This is a genomic window from Myroides sp. WP-1 (assembly GCF_014145635.1).
Taxonomy (GTDB): domain Bacteria; phylum Bacteroidota; class Bacteroidia; order Flavobacteriales; family Flavobacteriaceae; genus Flavobacterium.
In genome coordinates, this window is record NZ_JACHTC010000004.1 from 63478 (window position 1) to 84226 (window position 20749).

The 20749-nt window shown below is 36.2% G+C and carries 15 protein-coding genes; 10 read left to right on the plus strand and 5 right to left on the minus strand.

Annotated features, from left to right (window positions below):
• Nucleotides 1-331: 331 nt before the first annotated feature.
• The gene (locus tag H4K33_RS05260; RefSeq protein WP_370576663.1) at nucleotides 332-1249 is read left to right on the plus strand and encodes an RHS repeat-associated core domain-containing protein; all 918 of its coding nucleotides are present in this window, start codon (nucleotides 332-334) and stop codon (nucleotides 1247-1249) included.
• A 764-nt stretch (nucleotides 1250-2013) separates the two neighbouring features.
• Here H4K33_RS05260 and H4K33_RS05265 read toward each other — a convergent pair.
• Nucleotides 2014-3438: an L-serine ammonia-lyase gene (locus tag H4K33_RS05265; RefSeq protein ID WP_182647426.1), complete on the minus strand. Its 1425-nt coding sequence runs from the start codon at nucleotides 3436-3438 to the stop codon at nucleotides 2014-2016.
• A 396-nt stretch (nucleotides 3439-3834) separates the two neighbouring features.
• Between H4K33_RS05265 and dnaK the strand changes: the two genes are divergently transcribed.
• Nucleotides 3835-5745, plus strand: a complete 1911-nt coding sequence (dnaK, locus tag H4K33_RS05270; protein WP_182647427.1) for a molecular chaperone DnaK — start codon at nucleotides 3835-3837, stop codon at nucleotides 5743-5745.
• A gap of 63 nt (nucleotides 5746-5808) precedes the next feature.
• On the opposite strand, the gene H4K33_RS05275 is transcribed toward dnaK, so the two are convergent.
• Nucleotides 5809-7266 carry a PLP-dependent aminotransferase family protein gene (locus tag H4K33_RS05275; RefSeq protein ID WP_182647428.1) on the minus strand — a complete coding sequence of 486 codons (1458 nt, stop codon included), beginning with the start codon at nucleotides 7264-7266 and terminating at the stop codon, nucleotides 5809-5811.
• Between the two features lie 40 nt (nucleotides 7267-7306).
• Nucleotides 7307-8278, minus strand: coding sequence for a GNAT family N-acetyltransferase (locus H4K33_RS05280; RefSeq protein ID WP_255493561.1), 972 nt, complete (start codon nucleotides 8276-8278; stop codon nucleotides 7307-7309).
• 271 nt (nucleotides 8279-8549) lie between these two features.
• Here H4K33_RS05280 and H4K33_RS05285 point away from each other — a divergent pair, with 271 nt between their 5' ends.
• Nucleotides 8550-10589 (plus strand): M4 family metallopeptidase, encoded by a 2040-nt coding sequence (locus H4K33_RS05285; RefSeq protein ID WP_182647429.1) that lies wholly within the window; start codon nucleotides 8550-8552, stop codon nucleotides 10587-10589.
• 215 nt (nucleotides 10590-10804) lie between these two features.
• The gene (locus tag H4K33_RS05290) at nucleotides 10805-12838 is read left to right on the plus strand and encodes a M4 family metallopeptidase (protein ID WP_182647430.1); all 2034 of its coding nucleotides are present in this window, start codon (nucleotides 10805-10807) and stop codon (nucleotides 12836-12838) included.
• 44 nt (nucleotides 12839-12882) lie between these two features.
• On the opposite strand, the gene H4K33_RS05295 is transcribed toward H4K33_RS05290, so the two are convergent.
• Together H4K33_RS05295 and H4K33_RS05300 are read right to left on the minus strand one after the other, a co-directional pair.
• Nucleotides 12883-13947, minus strand: coding sequence for a nucleoid-associated protein (locus tag H4K33_RS05295; protein WP_182647431.1), 1065 nt, complete (start codon nucleotides 13945-13947; stop codon nucleotides 12883-12885).
• A 60-nt stretch (nucleotides 13948-14007) separates the two neighbouring features.
• The gene (locus tag H4K33_RS05300; protein ID WP_182647432.1) at nucleotides 14008-14553 is read right to left on the minus strand and encodes a hypothetical protein; all 546 of its coding nucleotides are present in this window, start codon (nucleotides 14551-14553) and stop codon (nucleotides 14008-14010) included.
• 225 nt (nucleotides 14554-14778) lie between these two features.
• Here H4K33_RS05300 and H4K33_RS05305 point away from each other — a divergent pair, with 225 nt between their 5' ends.
• The 6 genes from H4K33_RS05305 to H4K33_RS05330 all read left to right on the plus strand — a co-directional run bounded on the left by H4K33_RS05305 (nucleotide 14779) and on the right by H4K33_RS05330 (nucleotide 20697).
• Nucleotides 14779-14952 carry a hypothetical protein gene (locus tag H4K33_RS05305; RefSeq protein WP_182647433.1) on the plus strand — a complete coding sequence of 58 codons (174 nt, stop codon included), beginning with the start codon at nucleotides 14779-14781 and terminating at the stop codon, nucleotides 14950-14952.
• Nucleotides 14942-16285 (plus strand): 2TM domain-containing protein, encoded by a 1344-nt coding sequence (locus H4K33_RS05310; protein WP_182647434.1) that lies wholly within the window; start codon nucleotides 14942-14944, stop codon nucleotides 16283-16285. The genes H4K33_RS05305 and H4K33_RS05310 overlap by 11 nt, the downstream gene beginning before the upstream one ends.
• A gap of 7 nt (nucleotides 16286-16292) precedes the next feature.
• Entirely contained in the window at nucleotides 16293-16679 is a 387-nt protein-coding gene (locus H4K33_RS05315; protein WP_182647435.1) for a hypothetical protein, read from the plus strand.
• The gene (locus H4K33_RS05320; protein ID WP_182647436.1) at nucleotides 16651-17412 is read left to right on the plus strand and encodes a LytTR family DNA-binding domain-containing protein; all 762 of its coding nucleotides are present in this window, start codon (nucleotides 16651-16653) and stop codon (nucleotides 17410-17412) included. Before H4K33_RS05315 ends, H4K33_RS05320 begins: the two co-directional genes overlap by 29 nt.
• A gap of 148 nt (nucleotides 17413-17560) precedes the next feature.
• Entirely contained in the window at nucleotides 17561-18709 is a 1149-nt protein-coding gene (locus H4K33_RS05325) for a TlpA disulfide reductase family protein (RefSeq protein ID WP_182647437.1), read from the plus strand.
• A 482-nt stretch (nucleotides 18710-19191) separates the two neighbouring features.
• The gene (locus H4K33_RS05330) at nucleotides 19192-20697 is read left to right on the plus strand and encodes a succinate CoA transferase (protein ID WP_182647438.1); all 1506 of its coding nucleotides are present in this window, start codon (nucleotides 19192-19194) and stop codon (nucleotides 20695-20697) included.
• Nucleotides 20698-20749: the final 52 nt, after the last annotated feature.

The following is a 20749-nucleotide window of genomic DNA, read 5'->3' on the forward strand; positions in this document are numbered from 1 at the left end:
AAAACAATGCTGAAAATAGAAAAATGCAAAGGATGGCTGAATTTCACTATTTCTGGGGAGGGAGGGGAAGGGATAGTAGTTGGGAATGAATTACTTAAAGTTATACGACAGCGGAATGGAGTGAAAACGATAAAGAAAAGAAGTGATTTGCTACGATCATCAATTAATAACTTGCCTACTTCTTTTTTCTCCAAATTTGAAATAAGTATTTGTGTTGTACTAGTTCATGTCCCATTTTTCTGCTTAAAAACGATTATATTTATACCTTGGCAATGTTCGCTTAACGTATTCTGACGCGAATAAAAACGACAAAATAGATGTTGGTGAGAACATTGAAGAAACGAACTATTATCCTTTTGGATTGGCACACAGTGGCTATAACGAGAAGAATAATACGATAGGTAAGAACTATAAGTATCGTTATAATACAAAGGAGTACCAAGACGAATTGGGATTAAACCTGTACGATTACGGCGCTCGTAATTATGATGCTGCAATTGGTCGATGGATGAATGTCGATCCGTTGGCGGAGAAGATGCCAAATTGGAATCCTTATGCTTCTACGTTTAATAATCCAATTCGTTTTACAGATCCTACGGGGATGATAGGTGAAGATTGGGTAAAACATGAATCGCATGGACAAAGTTTTATAACATACGATTCAGGAGTAAAAAGTGTTAATGAAGCTCAAACCAAAGGATATAAAAATGTTACAAATGTTTTTAAAGAAGGGACTGGTAATTCTGGATTAGGCGAGACAATCGACTTCAAACAAGGAGGAATATATAGTGTTAATGGAGGAAATTACAAAAGTGTTCAAGAAGCAACACATATTACAGAAGGAGGCACTACTATAAATTGGAACAAAAGTTATACACAACAGGTCGCTTCTGTATTCTCAGGTATAGGAGATTTGACAGCTGTAGGTGCTGCGACGTCAACTGCTACAGGATTTGCTACACCAGTTGGAGCTGTATTAGGAACAATTAGTTTAGTAACTGGAGGAATTGGTGCGGGGTTAGAAGTGTTAGATGGTGTTTTTAATTCAGAAACTATAAATATGAATAATCCAGAACAAGCTGTAACAAAAACAGCAACCAATGTTTTAGCACCAATGCTATTAAAAAAAGTACCATTAAATAATGTAGAAGGGCCTATAATAGATATGCTTATAATGGGAACAGATAAAGCCATTGATTATGGTAGAAGTAATTTAGTAGGACCATTTTATCCAGGATATGATAAGTAGAGTTTTAGTATATATATTATTGTTATTATGTGTTTATACAGTTATTCACACAATTAGGAAAAAGAATTTTTGGGATAAAAATAGAACTCTTTACAGTAATCTATTTTCTCTTAAATCTTTTATTATGGGAGTAATTTTCTCTTTAATTTTTATTTTAATGATTTTGAAAGATTGGGGTTTAATATGAAAGAAAACAAATAACCCCCGATGGCGCGGATTTAAGGTGCAAATCCGCGCTATCGGGTTTATCGGTTATGGGTTATCGGTAGACTTAGATTTTTTTTTTTTTGTTTGTTTGTTTGTTTGTTTGTTTGTTTGTTTGTTTGTTTGTTGTCTCAATGAGAAACTCACCACCTCATCACCTCACCATCTATCTCACCTAGTTTATATTGGTTTTTGTGTTCGATGAATCTTCACTTCGTTTCGATTTTCATTTCGTTTCGATTTTCACTTCGTTTCGATTTTCACTTCGTTTCGATTTCACCACCTCACCATCTATCTCACCTATTTTATATTTGTTTTGGTGTTCGATGAATCTACACTTCGTTTCGATTTTCACTGCGTTTCGATTTTCACTTCGTTTCGATTTCACCACCTCACCATCTATCTCACCTATTTTATATTTGTTTTGGTGTTCGATGAATCTTCACTTCGTTTCGATTTCACCACCTCATCATCTCACCAAACAAAAAAAACCACCCCTACAAAGGGATGGTTTATCTTAATTATTAATATTTTCCGTTAACCGATAACTGTTAACCAATCTAGCAATCCGATAAGTTCACCGCTACAGCCAATCCGCCTTCTGAAGTTTCTTTGTATTTGTTGTTCATGTCTTTAGCCGTTTCCCACATGGTACTTACCACTTTATCCAGCGGTACTTTAGCATTTTTAGGATCAGTATCCAGTGCTAATTCAGCGGCGTTAATCGCTTTAATGGCACCCATAGCATTGCGTTCGATACATGGAATTTGCACCAATCCACCGATAGGATCACAGGTTAGTCCTAAGTGGTGTTCCATGGCAATTTCAGCAGCCATCATCACTTGTTCCGGACAACCGCCCATCAATTCACATAATGCACCAGCGGCCATCGCACTAGATACGCCAATTTCTGCCTGACAACCACCCATGGCAGCTGAGATAGTCGCACCTTTTTTGAAGATACTGCCAATTTCACCCGCTACAAGTAAGAATTGTTTGATTTCTTTTTCACTGGCTTTGTGGTTTTCGATGACTAGGTAGTACATCAATACCGCCGGAATCACACCCGCACTACCATTAGTTGGAGCAGTAACCACACGTCCTAAAGACGCATTTACCTCATTCACTGCAAGGGCAAAGCAACTTACCCATTTCAAGATTTGGCGGAAGTATACCTTTGTTTTGCGAATCGTTTGCAACCATTCTTGTGGATTGGTGTAGGGCAAATCGCTTTTGAGGTTTTGGTGTGAATCATATGCACGTCTGCGTACATTGAGCCCCCCAGGTAAAACCCCTTCCGTATGACAGCCAATGTACATACATTCGAGCATGGTGTTCCATACGCGCATGAGTTCGCGGTGAATCTCATCCTCACTGCGCAAAGACTTTTCATTTTCATAAACCAGTTGAGAAACCGTCATATTTTGTTCTTTGCAGTAGGCTAACAATTCAGTAGCCTTGTCAATAGGATAAGGAAAACTCGCTTTAATCTCATCGTTTTTTGCATTTTCAGCACTTTCTTCTTTCACGACAAATCCACCGCCAATCGAGTAAAAAGTAGATGCATACGTTTCTCCTGATTTTGTTTGTACCGTAAAGGTCATCCCATTGGCATGGAAAGGCAAGAAGTTTTTATTGAAAACGATATTGACTTTAGGATCAAACGCGAGGAGCAATTCAGCCCCTAAGTTGATGGTTTTAGTCGTATTAATTTCGGCTATAATAGCACTGATATTTTCTACGGGAACATATTCTGGATCGGCACCGCTAAGTCCTAGCATGACTGCCAAGTCCGTTGCGTGTCCAACACCAGTTAAAGAAAGCGAACCGAATAAGTCTACAGTTAGCTCTTGCACTTGGTTAAATAGTTGACGTTCTTTTAGTTCTTTCAAGAAAAGCTCTGCGGCTCTCCAAGGACCTAATGTGTGTGAGCTCGAAGGTCCAACGCCAATCTTGAGCATATCAAAAACAGATATACATTCCATAATGTTGCATGATTTAATCGTTACGAAGATAAGTAAAAAGTGCGGAGTCACAACGGTCGGAATTGGATTTAACGTATACCCTAATTAAAGTTTTAGTCGATGAATTGTACATCGAATTCGGGGTAAATTAGAAGAGAAGGAGTGGAAAGTATAGGTATTTAAGAGAATAGATAGGAATAGTGTGGTAAAATGGCTGTCAGTAAACCTGACGAAGTTGGTAGAGAAAAGAGGTGAAATGACTTGTTTTGTGACAAAGTGACATTGCGAAAAAGAAAATTTCACAAAAAAAGAGTCAGAAATGGCACAGATTGTTCTTGGCACAAAGATTGACTAATAGTAACCGAGCTTGAAGCTCATCAAACGAAAATAAGTATAAAAGTAAACGATAAACATATTATGAGTAAAATAATTGGTATTGACTTAGGAACTACGAACTCATGTGTTTCTGTAATGGAAGGTAACGAGCCAGTAGTAATCACGAATGCAGAAGGAAAAAGAACAACACCTTCAGTTGTAGCATTTGTTGAAGGAGGAGAAATTAAAGTTGGAGACCCTGCAAAACGTCAGGCAGTAACTAACCCTACAAAAACAGTAGCGTCTATCAAGAGATTCATGGGTGAGAAATTCAGCCAAATCCCTGGAGAAATTACAGCTGTACCTTACAGTGTAGTGAAAGGAGATAACGATACCCCTCGCGTTGATATTGACGGACGTTTATACACACCGCAAGAAATTTCTGCAATGACTTTACAAAAAATGAAGAAAACAGCAGAGGATTTCTTAGGACAAGAAGTAACAGAAGCTGTAATTACTGTACCAGCGTATTTTAATGACGCACAACGTCAGGCAACAAAAGAAGCAGGTGAAATTGCAGGATTAAAAGTAAGACGTATCATTAACGAGCCAACAGCGGCTGCTTTAGCGTACGGATTAGACAAAACAGGAAAAGATCAAAAAGTAGTTGTATACGATTTAGGTGGAGGTACATTTGATATTTCGATCTTAGAATTAGGTGATGGAGTATTCGAAGTACTATCTACAAACGGAGATACACACTTAGGAGGAGATGACTTTGATAACGTAATCATCAACTGGTTAGCAGAAGAATTTAACAGTGCAGAAGGTGTAGATTTGCGCAAAGATGCAATGGCATTACAACGTTTAAAAGAAGCAGCTGAGAAAGCAAAAGTAGAGTTGTCATCTGCTACACAAACAGAGATCAACTTACCGTATATCACGGCTACAGCTTCAGGACCGAAACACTTGGTGCAAACGTTGACAAGAGCGAAATTCGAACAATTGTCAGATGATTTAGTACGTCGTTCAATGATCCCTTGTGAAAAAGCATTAAAAGATGCTGGATTGTCAAAATCAGATATCGATGAGGTAATCTTAGTAGGTGGATCTACACGTATCCCAAGAATTCAAGAAGAAGTAGAGAAATTCTTCGGTAAAAAACCACACAAAGGAGTAAATCCAGATGAGGTAGTTGCTATTGGAGCTGCTATTCAAGGTGGGGTATTAACAGGAGATGTAAAAGACGTATTGTTATTAGACGTTACACCACTTTCATTAGGTATTGAAACAATGGGAGGTGTGTTTACGAAATTAATCGATGCGAATACAACAATTCCAACGAAAAAATCACAAGTGTTCTCTACAGCTGCAGATAACCAACCATCCGTTGAAATCCACGTATTACAAGGAGAGAGACCGATGGCAAACGACAACAAAACAATTGGTCGTTTCCACTTAGACGGTATTCCACCTGCACAAAGAGGTGTGCCTCAAATTGAAGTAACATTCGATATTGATGCTAACGGAATCATCAAAGTATCTGCAACAGATAAAGGAACAGGTAAATCACATGACATTCGTATTGAAGCTTCATCAGGATTGACAGAAGAAGAAATCGAAAGAATGAAAAAAGAAGCAGAAGCAAATGCTGATGCAGATAAAAGAGCAAAAGAATCGGCGGATAAAATTAACGAGGCAGACGCGATGATTTTCCAAACAGACAAGCAATTGAAAGAATTTGGAGATAAATTGTCAGCAGCGAATAAAACGGCGATTGAAGGTGCTTTAGAGGAGTTGAAAAAAGCATACGAAACAAAAGACGTAGCTACAATTACTCCAGCTTTAGACAAAATCAACGAGGCTTGGAAAGCAGCTTCTGAAGAAATGTACAAAGCACAAGCTGAGGCTCAACAAGGAGGTGCACAAGACGCTCAACCAAACCAAGGGGCTAACCAAGGTGGAGGAGATGCTGAAGGACCTCAAGATGTGGAGTACGAAGAAGTAAAATAAGAACCCTAAAGTTTTTATAGTTATAATGGAAGAACCGAGTCTTTTTAGGCTCGGTTTTTTTTATTAAGCCAAACAAGCCTGATGAAAAATAGACAAGCAATGCTCTAATTCTTCTAAACTAAGATGAGCAAACCCCAAGCGCATGCCTGTTAACTTCTTGCTTTGATACAACAAAGTTGTGGGAATATACAGATTGTTGAGCATACAAAACGTGCGTACCCGCATTAAATTGATCGGTTGCCTGAAGGTAATCCAAACGGCTAAATCCCCTTCGGGTACTGTAAAATCAATGGAATCACCCCATAAAGTACGAAGAACTTCACAGCAGTAGTCGCGTCTCTCTTTGTAGATCTTGTTGACTTTCACCTGATGTCTATACAAAGCACCCTCATCTATCAATTCCGCTAAGGTATGAGCCGTAAAATAGTTACTTTCATTCTCGAGTAAGGCCTTGTGTTTTTCTAATTCTGCGATGAGATTTTCTGGTGCAACGATAATTCCCGTTGTAAAATCAGGAGCCAATGATTTTCCGATCGAACTGAGGTAAATCACCATACCCTTAGTATCCCCACTTAACAAAGGAAGTGGAGGGGTGTGGTTGTAGTGAAAATCAAAATTGACATCATCTTCCAAAAGAATAAATCCATAGTGTTGTGCCAGTTGCAACAGCTTCATTCGTTGTTGTGCAGGGAGGGAAAACGTCGTTGGATACTGATGGTTAACACTCAAATAAACTAGGCGGAGTGGTATTTGCTGACACAATTTTTCTAACGCATCCAAGTCAATCCCCTCTTGGAGTAAGGGAATCGGGTGCAACTGGGCTCCTGTATGTTGTAAAATGACATTGCTGCCATAATAGCTGTATTCGGTAATGGCCACTTGATCCCCTGCCTGAAGCAAGAGCCTTACACAAAGAGATAAAGCTGAAGTTGTACTAGTTGTTGTTACTAAATTTGCCGGACTCGCCTGAATATTTCGCGTTACGTTGAGGTAATTGACTACTTGTTTTTTAAAGCGTAGTTCTGCTTTTTTTGTATAAGGATCAAAGTAGGTACTATGTTGTTTTCGCTTGAGATTGGCACTGAAGATAGCTGCAAGTTCTTCTTGAAATCCTAATCGAATGTCAGGTGTACCATCTGTAAAATAATACGTACAAGGATGTTGGTCATAGGGCAAATCTAAACGGTTGTCTGTGCGAAAAGTATACCCTGTTGTTGGAGGAAAAGAGTGTGAGTTGCTGTGTATTTGCTGTCTAGGATGATGAACAAACGTTCCTTGATTGGGATAGCTTACTAGCCAACCTTGCGTGGTAAGTTCGTCAAAAGCCGCAATAATAGTATTGCGGTTAACTCCTAACAGCTCTGCTAATTTTCTGCTTCCAGGTAATTTCGTTTGAACCGGAATAATATTGCGTTGAATTGCGTTGCTAAACTGATTGGCAATCTGCATATAGACGGGCGTTGTAGAAGCCTTGTCTATTTGTATCAAGCGGTTGTACGGTATGGAAAACGATTGTGCCATGGTTCAAGTCAAACAAAATCAATGCCCACAAAAATAAGGATTATCCCCCGATTAACGCATGCGATTGCAAAAGGTTTTCAATCGTAAAGACATAACAATACTGCGGCACACTGCGCGCACCAAAACTCTCTTTCCAATAGAGTAAACCCTGATTAAGCTGTTTTGGACTACTATGACTACTGCCAAAATCAAAATAGCGCTTCGTCGATTTATATTGTTCAATAAGCGTATGCATAAGCAAATCAAGTGCCCCATTCTTATTGTCTTCCTCCTTACCAGCTATATATTGTAAATGAACCACTTGAGGATGTATAAACAGCGTTGTTCCCCCTGCAATTTCACCTTGTGCGTTGTATACATTCATTTGTTTGATATTTTGCGGAAAAGCTTCCATCAATTGGCTGATTTCTTCTAGTGTGTGTACAGGAGTCGTGTGATAGCGCTCTTGCAAACGCGGCTCAAGTACAGCTTGCCAAAAAGAAGTAGCTGAAGGATCTTCTGCTATGTAGTATCCCTGTTTTTTTCCTTTTTGTATCATTCTTTTTCTGTTGGTATTTAGCGGATTAGGGTTTGCTAAATCCAACGTAGATAACAGTTGAACACTGAGCAAATTCCCATTCAATGCGCTGCTTAAAAAGGCGAGGTTATTGGTTGGGGTTTGGCTGTAGATAGTAGGTATTTCATTGAGAATAAGAGAGTGAATTCCCTGTGATTTACAATGTTGAGCAAGGGCTTCAATAACAGCAATAAACTGCGTAAAGGTCAAAGATGATGCATGAATAATCCCGCCATAACTCAATCCAAAATGACTGCAGAGTACTCCGTCTTCCAAATGAGCGGGAAGAAGTGCTAGTAATTCGTTGTCTTCGTAAATTAAAAGCGAGTGATCACAAAAGCGATCTTGGTGATACTCCATAAAATCTCGGTGGAATAAAAAACTGGCATTCATTGCTTGTTGAAGCATGTTGTTCCAGTCGTTTTTAAGCTGTGAGTTGTAGTGTACTACTTTCAAATTTCAATTGTGTTTTTTAGAATGACGTAGAAAGTGTAAAAATAAAGAAAAGAAAACTCAAAAATAGAAAAGAAAATGCAACTTAGAAAGAAACCTTTTTTCTAAAAGATGAAATAATTGTATAGAAAGTAGGAGGAGTTCGTATGTATAAAAGATATAAAATTGCATAGTGAGTGTTAAAAATTAGCAGTAGTTGTTTTGTTAATGTTTCATCAAGTTATTTGTGGTATATTTCGACTTTAATTTAATTTAATCTAAATAACAAAAGCTAATGAAACAAAATTATGTACGCATTCCGATTTTATATACAGCACTAGCTTCCTTTTTATGGATAGGTTCTAGCTATGCAAATTCAATAAATGAGGATAGAACAGTTGGTGTGGAAGTATATGCTCCACAACTACCCGCTTATACACCTGTAAACGATTATGGCTCCTTTGTGATTCGCATGGATTCAAAATCTAATTGGACCGAAAAAGAGTTTTTAGCCCAAGCTCAGTCTTTTTTTGGTATGAATGAAACCAATACATTTCAATTAATACACCATTATACTGATAATGTAGGGAAAGTACATAATACGTACCAACATTTTGTAGGACAGTATCCCGTAGAAGGGCAGATGTTTATTGTACACAGTGATGCGAAAGGACGCGTGACTTCTGTCAATGGTACTATTATTACCATTGAAAACAAAAAAAGTACATACAGCTTGCGCAGCAATGTCAAGAAAAAACCTGTGATTTCGAAAGAGAAAGCGGTGAGGATTGCGTTTAAGGCAAATCAAATCAAAATAGATCAATCCCAAGATTCCCCGATAGAAACTGTTTTTGTCAAATCGGCGAAAGAGGAAGGTCTTTTTGTTTTGGCACATAAGATTCGCGTCGATGATATAAGCGAACAGCGTTTGATGAGTAAAAATGTGTTCGTAGATGTTGAAAATGGCGCGATCGTAAACGAAGTTTCTCTTATTGCACATGCTAATGTTCGAGGTAATGGAAATGGATATTACCGTCCCAATTTACCGTTGGAGTTAACAGCCGAAAACGGAAAGTACCAAATGGTAGATACCGACCGCAAGATTACTACATTCAACGCTGAAAATATGAGTAGTGAATGGGATTTCTACGGCGGATTAGGAGATTTGATTGAGTCATCAACAACTACTTTTCCTCAAAGCCCTGTAAATGATTTGCATTGGGGATTAGTGAGAACCTATGATTACTACAAAGAAGTACACCATAGAAATAGCTTTGACGGAAATGACGGAGAAATTATGGCATATTACAATCCTATTTTTTTAGATGGAGATTCAAATTCAGGTTTTCCAGACAATGCGTTTGCCATGCATAATTCCCGTGGAAATTTCTTGGTTTTTGGTCGTGGATCAGGCTACTTTAATCCGTTGGTCACTTTGGATGTAGTAGGTCATGAATTCAGTCATTTGGTTGTGGGAAATAACGGACGCGGTGGTTTGCAATACCAAGGTGAATCAGGTGCGTTAAATGAAGGATTTGCCGATGTTTTTGGTACGTCTATTGAACATTTTGCTACAAATGATGCTGATTGGCTGATTGGAGATGGTATTGTCAACTTATCTGGTTATAGCTATATGCGCAGTATGCAAGACCCTAAAAACAATCACCCAACGAGTAAACAACCTCATACATACAAAGGACAAAACTGGGCGGATACAAGATTTGGAGCTTGGGATAATGGCGGTGTTCACGTGAATAGTGGGGTGATGAATTACTGGTACTATTTGCTAGCTGAGGGCGGAAGCGGAATAACAGATCCGATTAAAAATACACAAAATGAAGTGATCACTCCAGCAAAAGAGTATGTCGTATCGGGAATAGGTATACAAAAGGCAGAAAAAATTGCCTACCATACGCTGATGAGTCAATTGGGAAGTAATTCACAGTACGCTGATGCAGTTGAAGGTACTTTAACAGCTGCAATTGACCTGTTTGGTGAAGAATCTGAAGAATATTTCGCCGTTTACGATGCTTGGTACGCCGTGGGATTATTGGAATCACCAAGAGAAAATATGGGAATAGAAGATTTTGAACTGACAGAAGAGGTGTTCAGCATGTATCCTAATCCCGTTTCAAATGGTGAATTAACTGTCTTGAGCAAGGAGGAACAGGGAACTGTTTCGTTCTACAATATGGCCGGGCAAAAAGTAACTCAAGATTTTACCGTGGAAAAAGGAGAAAATAAAATTCGCATTCCACAACTTAAAACAGGAAATTATATTGTGTTTTTTGAGAGTAAAACAAGGAAAGTGTCAACAAAGATTGTTGTGAAATAATAGAAATAAAAGTTAATTATTTTACTTCGTATTTTTTGTTTTGAAATAATATGGTTGTTTTATTGGAGAAGTGGTTGTGTTTATTTACAGGATAAATTTATTTGTTTTTATATCGTGTTAAATATTTGTGATAAATGTTTTGTTAAATGGATATTAGATAAATTTTGCTATATTTCCACAATGTTAATAACCCAAACTCAAAACAAAACAAATACATGAAAAAAAATTACGTAAAGCTTCCTTCTATGTACATAGCTTTAGCTTCCTTCCTATTGATTGGAAATAGCTATGCGGCTACTGTAGAGCTTGATAAGGTGGTTGCGGTAGAGGTCTACGCTACACAATTACCAACTTACAAGCCGTTGAATGACTACGGCTCATTCGTTATTCGAATGGATAAGAAGACAAACCTGACAGAAGAAGAGTTCTTAGCTAAAGCCAATACTTTTTTTGGTTTAAATGAAACCAATTCCTTTAAGCTGTTAAGTACCTATACCGATGTTTTAGGTAAAGTACACAATACTTATCAGCACTTTGTTGGGCAGTATGCAGTAGAAGGACAAATGTTTATTGTACATCAGGATCAAAAAGGAAGAGTAACTTCTGTAAATGGAACTATTATTAACATAGAAAGTAAAAAGAGTTTATATAGTTTACGATCAAATGTAAATAGAAAACCAGTTATTACTTCAGATAAAGCATTGAGTATCGCACTTCAAGCTAATAAAATAGCAAGTGATAATCCATCCAATTACCCTGTAGAAACAGTATTTATTCGTTCTGCAAAAGAAGAGGGAGTATTTGTTTTAGCGCATAAAGTTCGCATTGATGATTTCTCCAATGCAAAAATGATGAGTAAAAACGTTTTCGTCGGTGTTGAAAAAGGAGAAATTGTAAATGAAATCTCCTTGTTAGCTCACGTCAATGTAACCGGTTCAGGAGATGGTTTTTATGCGAATAATTTACCGTTGGACTTAACGTTAGAAAATGGTAAATACAAATTAATCGACGCAGAAAGAAAATTAACTACTTTAGATGGAACAACACTAACAAATAAATGGGGTGTTTACATAAAAGAAGGAGCAGTATATGAGAGTGATACACCAACTTTTGCTCCAAGTCCGTCTAATGACGTTCATTGGGGATTAGCGCGTACCTATGATTATTACCGTCAAGTACACAACAGAGATAGTTATGACAACAATGGTGGAGAAATAACAGCGTATTATAACCCCGTTCTAATGGATGGAGATGATTCAGGGTTTCCTAATAACGCAGTAGCTATGTCGTCGCCATTTAACGTTCTTGTCTTTGGAAGAGGGTCAAATGACTACAATCCATTGACAGCTTTGGATATAACAGGACATGAATTTACGCATTTAGTTGTGGATAGCAACGGAAGAGGTGGATTGCAGTATCAAGGAGAATCAGGGGCTTTAAATGAGGGGTTTGCCGATATTTTTGGAGCATCGATTGAATTCTATTCTGTTGATAATGCAGATTGGTACGTGGGAATGGGAGTCTTAAGAGATAATACATATCCTTTTATGCGAAACATGCAAAACCCGAAAGAAGGACGTGGATATGCGAGACAACCCAATACATACAAAGGTGAATTTTGGGCAGGAACAGGATTTATGGACTGGGACAACGGTGGGGTACACATCAATAGTGGTGTTATTAACTACTGGTACTATTTGTTAACTGAAGGAGGAAGTGGAATGACAGATCCTATTATGGATAGCCAAGGTCAAATCATCACTCCAGCAAAAGAATATGTTGTTTCGGGCATTGGCATGCAAAGAGCAGAGAAAATTGCCTATCATACCTTAATTACACAGTTGGGTAGAAATTCACAGTATGCTGATGCAGTTGAAGGTTCTTTAACGGCCGCAGAAGAATTGTTCGGAGAAAATTCGGAAGAGTATTTAGCCGTTTACGATGCTTGGTATGCGGTAGGTTTATTAGAAGCACCAAGAGAAAATATGGGCATTGAAGATTTTGAACTGACAGAAGAAGTATTCAGTATGTATCCGAATCCTGTTTCAAAAGGTGAATTGACTGTGTTGATTAAAGATGAAAAAGGAAGTGTTGCCTTCTTCAATATGGCAGGACAAAAAGTGACTCAAGATTTCGCGGTGGAAAAAGGAGAGAATAAAATCCAAATTCCTCAATTGAAAACCGGAAATTACATTGTTGTTTACGAAAGTAAAGAACGCAAAATAACAGAGAAAATAATCGTAAAATAAATAGATAAAAAAAACCGAGACTAGAATCTCGGTTTTTTTATGCTTTATGATTTTTGCTCCTTGTTGAAGTATACTAAGTAATAGTACATTTGTTTTTCTTCATCCCATCCCTTTTCTACAAATTTATCTGCACTTTCAGGGTTGATAAAGTCAAGCTTAATCTGAATGTTCGTATCTAAGTTAATCACGTTTTTAATCTTCTTACGCGCATCAGAAACTGCATTATTAGCAATAGGGAACGAAGTTGTATCTTCAATACTGTATTTTTCGCCCTTATCTACTTTGTAGTTTTTGAATTCTGAAATTAAATCCGGATTGTCAATCACCTCATTTAAGAAATTCGTCTCTTCAAATTCATCGTTTTTAGCAAAGTAGTTTACAGAACGATTCATGAACATCACTTCTTCTTTCTTGTCTTCCGCTGGTAGTACTACATCTTTTGCAAAATCTTGACAGAATTTCAAGTATTTTTTTGTCATATATGCTTCATCCTGGAAAATATCTACACTTAAAAAGTGCTCTAACCAATAGCGAGCATCATAGCGGTTGCTGTCTATGGTAAGAATTTTATATCCTTCTTCTTTTTTGTAATTAAAGATGATACAACCTTTGTCTAGCTTGTTTAAGTTGATCCCTTGTTGTAAGATCATTTCTAGGTTTGAACCGTTTTCTTGAAATTGTAAGAAGTCAGACTTGATCTCGCTTTTGAAAATTCCAATCGCATCAACTACATTGTTGTCAATAGAAGTATTTGTTAAATACGTAACATAAACTTCTCCATTTTTAATATGCGGATGATTAGATTGTTCGAACAAGTGTTTCGTTATTTTTTGAGAAATTTCATGTGCTTTATCTGTAGAAGGAGCATTGAATAATTCTGCCGCATAATTAAACATATCGTTGAACTCTAAATCAACATCATGTACAAATTGAAAATAATTTTCTTCTTTCTCACGGAAAGGCTTGAAGAAGTATTCTTTTAAAAGAGGCGCGATTTCGTCATTTAAACTGTAAGGCTCATCTGATAAAAAGATTGCTTCATTTCTACTTTTATTTCCAACTCTATGGATAGATAAAGTTTCTACGTGTGCATTAAAAAGGTTGATCATAATAGTTATATATGTAGTAGATCGTTATATAGATCTGTTATTTTTAAAATTAAAAAAAAATTAATTCCAATTATCTTCCCCATAGTCTGTAAAGCTATCATCGCCTTCAAACATATCATAATCTTCCTCGTCGTAATCATCGTCAAAATCACCGAAAATATCATCGTTTGATACGGGATCTGCAGAGAATGACTTCGTAGGAATGTAGTCCGGTAAAATACCATGAGAGAATAACAATTCAGGATATAAAGCCCCTGGCTCTTCTTCTTCAACAGCAGCTAATTCAACGAAGAATGTCCACATATTAAGGAAGTCATAAACGTAGATGATTTTCGTTTGATCTTCATCTAAAACCGAATTGATAGATGTCGAAGCCATTGTTCTTCCCGCTTGTTGATCGTCGCTCATATCAAAAAGAGAAATCTCTTCCTCTTGTTGAGTCCAACTGTCGTCACAAGCATAAAATGAAGCCGCTTCCATACCGTCAAAGCCAAATGCATTTACAATAGCATTGTGCAAATCTTCTAAGGTATCGTCCTCTACTATAGCGATGTCGCGAAAAATATCTTCCTCAGTATCAAGGATAACTCTGAATTTATAAACCATAATTTTTTAAACGAATTAGAACTGCAAATTTAAAATTATTATTAACTCTTTTCTTATAAATGAGTTCTTTTTATTTGTAATCGAAGCTTCTGTTTTTTCTAGGTTGGAAATCAAAAGATTACTGTCTTTTACAATTCATCGTGCTAAAATAACAGTTCATCTACTATTATTTTTTCTCTATTTTATATTCTCTAATCTTTGTCCTGTAAATCAAATGAAGTAGTTATGAAATTTATATTTTTGATGATTGTAACACTAATACAATTCGCCTTTCAGTTTGTGACGTTATTATCTGTTAATCCAACGTATAGTGAGGAAACTTCTGTACAACTGGAAAAGGAAGAAAATAGCAATATTAGTAAGGGAATTAAAATTTATAAAAAACAAAATGAGAAATAATTACTTAAAATTAGTACTCTTAGCTTTTATCGTTTTTATTCTTTTTACACAAGTATTGAAGCTACATTTCATGGATTTGTCCTTGTTTTTGGGGTATTTGGTTTCTTTCGTAGGAATCATTGTGCTTGTGAATCAATATTGGAAGGAAAATTATTGGAATAAGTTGACTAAAAACTTAGATGGAAAAGAAAACAGTGTACACAAAGTTACAGCTATTGTAACCGCAGTAAACTTTGGATTTATCTGGTTGGTTAGTTTAGCATTAAAGATATTTGATACCCATCTTATAGGGGGACGATCATTCTCTTATTTTATGGATACAAGTAGTTTTAGTTCCATTTTTAGTACAGCTTTTTTCTTTAGTATCTTGGTGTACATATATTACTATACCTACTTTACTTCTTTAGATAAGAAAATGAGTATTGCGGAGCAGAAGGTAATAACAGGAAGTGTTTCTGCTCAATTTGAAAGTTTGAAAAATCAACTCGATCCTCACTTTTTGTTTAATAGCTTGAATGTATTGAATGCCCTAATTGAAGAAAACCCAGAAAAAGCACAAGAATTTACTAGTGGTTTATCAAAAACCTATCGTTACATTTTGGATCAAAAGAACAAAGAATTGGTTCCATTAGAAGAGGAATTGGATTTTGCTCAAACGTATATTGAACTGTTGCAAATGCGCTTTGAAGACAGTTTGACCTTTGAGATTGATCAAGAGATTAAACAAGAAGGAGCTAAAGTGGTGCCTTTGTCTTTGCAATTGCTGTTGGAAAATGTAATTAAACACAACAAAGCCACTTCAAATAAGCCCCTGCATATTATTATTAAACAAGAGAATGGCTACCTAGCTGTAGCAAATAATTTGAATTTACGCCAGCTCAATGAAGATCGAAAGGGAATTGGTTTAACCAATATTGCCGATCGCTACGCATTGTTGACCAATAAACCGATTAAAGTTGACCAAACGGAAACTGAATTTACCGTACGCATACCTATCCTAACTAAAATTTTTGAACCGATGAGAATAATTGATGTACAAGAAAATGAACAAGAAATCTTGATTCAAGCAAAAAAGAACGTAGAGCGAATCAAAAAGTTTTACGCCCACCTAACCATGTATATTATGGTGAATACCTTTTTGATTGTCTTAAACATGATGACTGATGCAAGATTTATGTGGAGTTTAATCGTAGTGTTCTCTTGGGGAATAGGACTGGTAGCTGATTGGATGAAGACGTATAACTATCATTTTTTCTTGGGAAAAGATTGGGAAGATCGCAAAATCCGCGAATACATGGAGCAACAGAATAAACGTACCAATAATTGGAAATAAAGAAAAAATGGATTTTTATACCAAAGAAGTAGAACAACAATATTGGCGTTATAAACGTAAAAGAATAGGCTATTTAAAAAGTCTGTTTATTCAAGTTTTTGCCTGGGTATTATTTACAGGTGTTATGCTTTATCAGCAGCTTGTTGGATTTGAAGATGTGGTAGTTGGAATTCATACGGCTACATATAAAAGTTCAGAGCGAATGTTTTATGAATTACCTTTGTTTTGGTTAGTTTTGTTGCTCATACAATTTGTTCTTTACTATGCCGAATCTCTTCCTTTTTTATCCAAATGGCAAGATTATTTAGAGCAAAAGGAATTTGAACGGTTAAAAAATACATACGAATATCAATTGAAATTAAAAGATGAAGCCACTTCGAATTGTCATTATTGAAGATGAAAAACCCGCAGCGCGTTTGTTGGAGCGTAAAATAGAAAAATTAGGGTATCAAGTATTGGAGAAATTAACCAGTGTAGAAGAGGCTGTTCAATGGTTCAACCAAGAGGAAGAACCAGATCTGATCTTCTTGGATATTCAACTGTCGGATGGATTATCGTTTGAAATATTTGATCAAGTGGAGGTGAAAAGCCCCATTGTATTTACCACTGCATATGATGCTTATGCGTTGAGAGCCTTCAAGCTCAATAGTATTGACTATTTATTAAAACCCATTGGAGATGCAGATTTGAAAGGCGCTATTGACAAATTCAACGAACAACGCGCTTCCTTTTTTGCCTTTACCGAACAATTGAACTTGTTTAAGTCCTTTTTGTCTACTTCTCCCAAAGAAAGTAAAGAACGCTTTCTCATTAAGCTTGGAACGCAATTGAAGATCATTCCTGTGGGAGAAATTGCTTGTTTTTTTAGCACAAACAAAATCACGTATCTCAAAACAAAAGAAGGTAGAGACTATATTTTAGATCATTCTTTGGATGAGGTGGAAAAAACAATCGAAGCAGAACAGTTTTTTCGCATTAGCCGTAAACACATTGTCTCTTTAGATGCAATTAAAGAAATTATTGCCTATAGCAATTCTCGATTAAAGTTGAACTTACACGTTGATTTTGAAGAAGAACTCATCGTTAGTAGAGAAAAAGTGAACGATTTTAAGCTTTGGCTTAGTTAGTGTATTTGTTTTTTTATTGAAAAAAAAGAAGAATATTCATACTTTATTAGCGCTAAAGTAATATTAACGAATTTATTAACGAAACTTCTTTTTGATATAATGATTTTATTGATACTTTTACGAGGACGTTAAATTATAAATCATTAATATGAAGAAATTAGCAGTTGTTTTGCTAGCATTAGGAATGTTTTCTTGTAAGCAAAATAATACAATTGAGATTACTACTAAAGACGTAGCAGACGATACGAAGGTAGAAATCATGACTTCCGAATTAGGTAATCCTTCTCCAACTGTTGTTTATACAGGAACTGTAAAAGGTAATAAATTGGTTTTTGAAAACCCTTTTACAGAATTAGAAGAAGCTTATATGGTATTGGGAGGTGAAATGCAAAACAATGTGTTTTTCATTGGAGAACCAGGACATATTACCATTTCATATACAAAAGACGAACCTACTGAAACTGTACTAGGTGGAAGTGTGAATAACGTCAAATTGCAAAAATTGCAAGAAGAAGTGAAACCAACAGTGATCAAACTAAGATCGTTTATTGATGCAAATCAAATGAAATTGATGCAGTTGAGTCAGTCTGCGAACGAAGATGATCGCAAATCTTTAGAAGCGCTTCAAAATGAGTATATCGGATATGTTGATTCAATCAACGAGGTATATAAAAAGTATTTAGCTGACAACGCAAACAATGCATTCGGTTTGTTATTGCTTTCTCAACAAATGATGTCTTCTCAAGATGAAGAAACAGATTTCGTAAAAGAGTTTGACAAGTTTTCTGCTGAGTTGAAAGAGTCTAAAGTAGGAAAGAAAATCGATTCAATGCTTAAAATGATGGGCTTGAGTGAAGAAGCTGCTGCAGGATTAAAAGTAGGTGATATCGCACCAAACTTTACAAGTAAAACTCCAGAAGGAAAAGAATTATCTTTAGAAGCATTCAAAGCTGGAAAAAAATTAGTTTTAATTGATTTTTGGGCTTCTTGGTGTGGTCCTTGTCGTGTAGAAAATCCAAATGTGGTAAAATTATACAACGGATTTAAAGACAAAGGATTAGATATCATCGGCGTTTCTTTAGATAAAGAACAAGAAAAATGGGTACAAGCAATCGAAAAAGACGGTTTAGTTTGGGGTCAGGTTTCGAACTTACAGTTTTGGAACGATGAAATTGCTGCAGCGTATGGTGTAAGAGCTATCCCAGCAAACTATTTGATCAATGAAAAAGGAGAAATTTTAGCCATCAATCTTTATGGTGAAGAATTGTACCAGAAAGTAGAAGAACTTTTAAAATAAGAAACTTTGTTCGATCGACATTCGTTCATCGTTTTTCAACTAAAAAAAGGCAACAGTTTTATTACTGTTGCCTTTTTTTATGGTATGAAACGGTGAACCGTTTTCATTATTTACCGTTTTTACGTCTTTTTTGATCTAATTATGAGATTTTTTTCCTGTAAAGGAGCGTTGTTGTCGATTGGAAATAATGTTAAAAATCGGGATAAAATCAGCGTTAGAGCAGAGTTTTACTAAAAAAAGAAGGGGAGAATGAAAGTGAAAATAAGAATTTATAAAAAGAAATTTTTTACTCTTTCCCTTTTTGAGAAGAATACTAAGGTTAAATTACGAAAATCGTTTTATAGTCTTAAAATAGTGTTGTTGTTTCTATTATTTTATGATAATGAAAATAAATTATCGTATAAATATCGATAAGTGTTTATATACCCGTTAAATATTAATAAAAAGTTCTATTTTTAAGCAGCTAATAAAACGAATGAGAAATGATGAAAGAAGATTCTAATTTAGAGAGAATCAAATTCGCACCATACCGTGAGCGAATTCTATCTGCTGAAGAAGCAGCCTTGTTAATTCACGATAAAGCAATTGTAGGAGCTAGTGGCTTTACTAAAGCAGGAGATAGTAAATCAGTTCTACCTGCTTTTGCTCAACGAGCAGCAAACGAAAAAGTAGCCATTACCTTAATTACAGGTGCTTCTTTAGGTCAAACAACCGATGCCGATTTGGCAAAGAATAATGCATTAATTCGCAGAATGCCCTTTCAGGCAGATTCTGATTTGAGACATGCAATTAATAGTGGTCAAGTAAAATATATTGACCAACATTTAAGTGAAACAATTGAACAGCTACAAGAGAAGCATATTCCACAAGTAGAAATTGCAATTATTGAAGCTACTTATATTAATGAAGAAGGGTATATCATTCCAACTACTTCAATAGGAAACTCCGCTTATTTTGCTAGTGTTGCTGAAAAAATAATTGTAGAGATCAATACAGCTATTCCGTTGAGTGTAGAAGGTATTCACGATAATTGCGTACCTAAAAAGCAACCGCGTCGTGAGATGATTCCTATCCACACAGTAAAAGATCGCATCGGTGAATCTTTTATTCGCTTAGATCCAGCGCGTGTGGTAGCTGTTGTGTTTTCAAGTATTGAAGATACTCCCGCTATTTTACCCGAACCAGATGTAAAAACAACTGCGATATCGTCGCATTTATTAAATTTCTTCGAAGCAGAGGTAAAAAAAGGAAACTTAACAGAAGCTTTGTTGCCTTTGCAAGCAGGTATTGGAAAAGTAGCTAATGCAGTATTGACCGGTTTTATCGACGGTCCTTTCAAAGACTTAACGATGTATTCAGAAGTTTTACAAGACAGCACCTTCGATTTGATCGATTCAGGAAAAATGACTTTTGCTTCTGGTTCATCCATTACAGTGACAGAAGCTTGTTATGAGAAGATCATCAACAACTTTGATCAATACAAAGATAAATTAGTATTGCGTCCACAAAATATTAGTAATGCTCCAGAAGTAATTAGAAGGTTGGGGATTATCGCAATCAATACAGCTATTGAGTTTGATATTTACGGAAACGTAAATTCAACACATATCAGTGGTAGTAAAATGATGAATGGAATTGGAGGATCTGGAGATTTCGCTAGAAACGCTTATTTGAGTATTTTCGTTACACAAGCGGCTTCAAAAGAAAATAAAATTTCTCATGTATTGCCAATGGTTTCTCACGTGGACCATACTGAACACGATGTAGATATTCTAGTTACAGATCAAGGTTTAGCAGATTTACGTGGACTTTCTCCTCGTGAGCGAGCGGAAGTGATTATCGAAAATTGCGTACATCCAGATTACAAAACAGAGCTAAGAGATTATTTTGAACGCGCGAAAGAATTAGGAGGACATACACCTCATATTTTGGAAGAAGCATTCAAATTTCATACACGTCTAAAACAAACCGGTTCTATGAAACCATAGCCATTAAAATCTCTACAAAACTGTAGAGATTTTTTTTGTTGCGTACCATTTT

Coding starts and splice junctions, on each gene's coding strand:
- H4K33_RS05265 (WP_182647426.1), bottom strand. CDS start 3,438: ATGGAATGTATATCTGTTTTTGATATGCTCAAGATTGGCGTTGGACCT.
- dnaK (WP_182647427.1), top strand. CDS start 3,835: ATGAGTAAAATAATTGGTATTGACTTAGGAACTACGAACTCATGTGTT.
- H4K33_RS05275 (WP_182647428.1), bottom strand. CDS start 7,266: ATGGCACAATCGTTTTCCATACCGTACAACCGCTTGATACAAATAGAC.
- H4K33_RS05285 (WP_182647429.1), top strand. CDS start 8,550: ATGAAACAAAATTATGTACGCATTCCGATTTTATATACAGCACTAGCT.
- H4K33_RS05290 (WP_182647430.1), top strand. CDS start 10,805: ATGAAAAAAAATTACGTAAAGCTTCCTTCTATGTACATAGCTTTAGCT.
- H4K33_RS05295 (WP_182647431.1), bottom strand. CDS start 13,947: ATGATCAACCTTTTTAATGCACACGTAGAAACTTTATCTATCCATAGA.
- H4K33_RS05300 (WP_182647432.1), bottom strand. CDS start 14,553: ATGGTTTATAAATTCAGAGTTATCCTTGATACTGAGGAAGATATTTTT.
- H4K33_RS05305 (WP_182647433.1), top strand. CDS start 14,779: ATGAAATTTATATTTTTGATGATTGTAACACTAATACAATTCGCCTTT.
- H4K33_RS05310 (WP_182647434.1), top strand. CDS start 14,942: ATGAGAAATAATTACTTAAAATTAGTACTCTTAGCTTTTATCGTTTTT.
- H4K33_RS05315 (WP_182647435.1), top strand. CDS start 16,293: ATGGATTTTTATACCAAAGAAGTAGAACAACAATATTGGCGTTATAAA.
- H4K33_RS05320 (WP_182647436.1), top strand. CDS start 16,651: ATGAAGCCACTTCGAATTGTCATTATTGAAGATGAAAAACCCGCAGCG.
- H4K33_RS05325 (WP_182647437.1), top strand. CDS start 17,561: ATGAAGAAATTAGCAGTTGTTTTGCTAGCATTAGGAATGTTTTCTTGT.
- H4K33_RS05330 (WP_182647438.1), top strand. CDS start 19,192: ATGATGAAAGAAGATTCTAATTTAGAGAGAATCAAATTCGCACCATAC.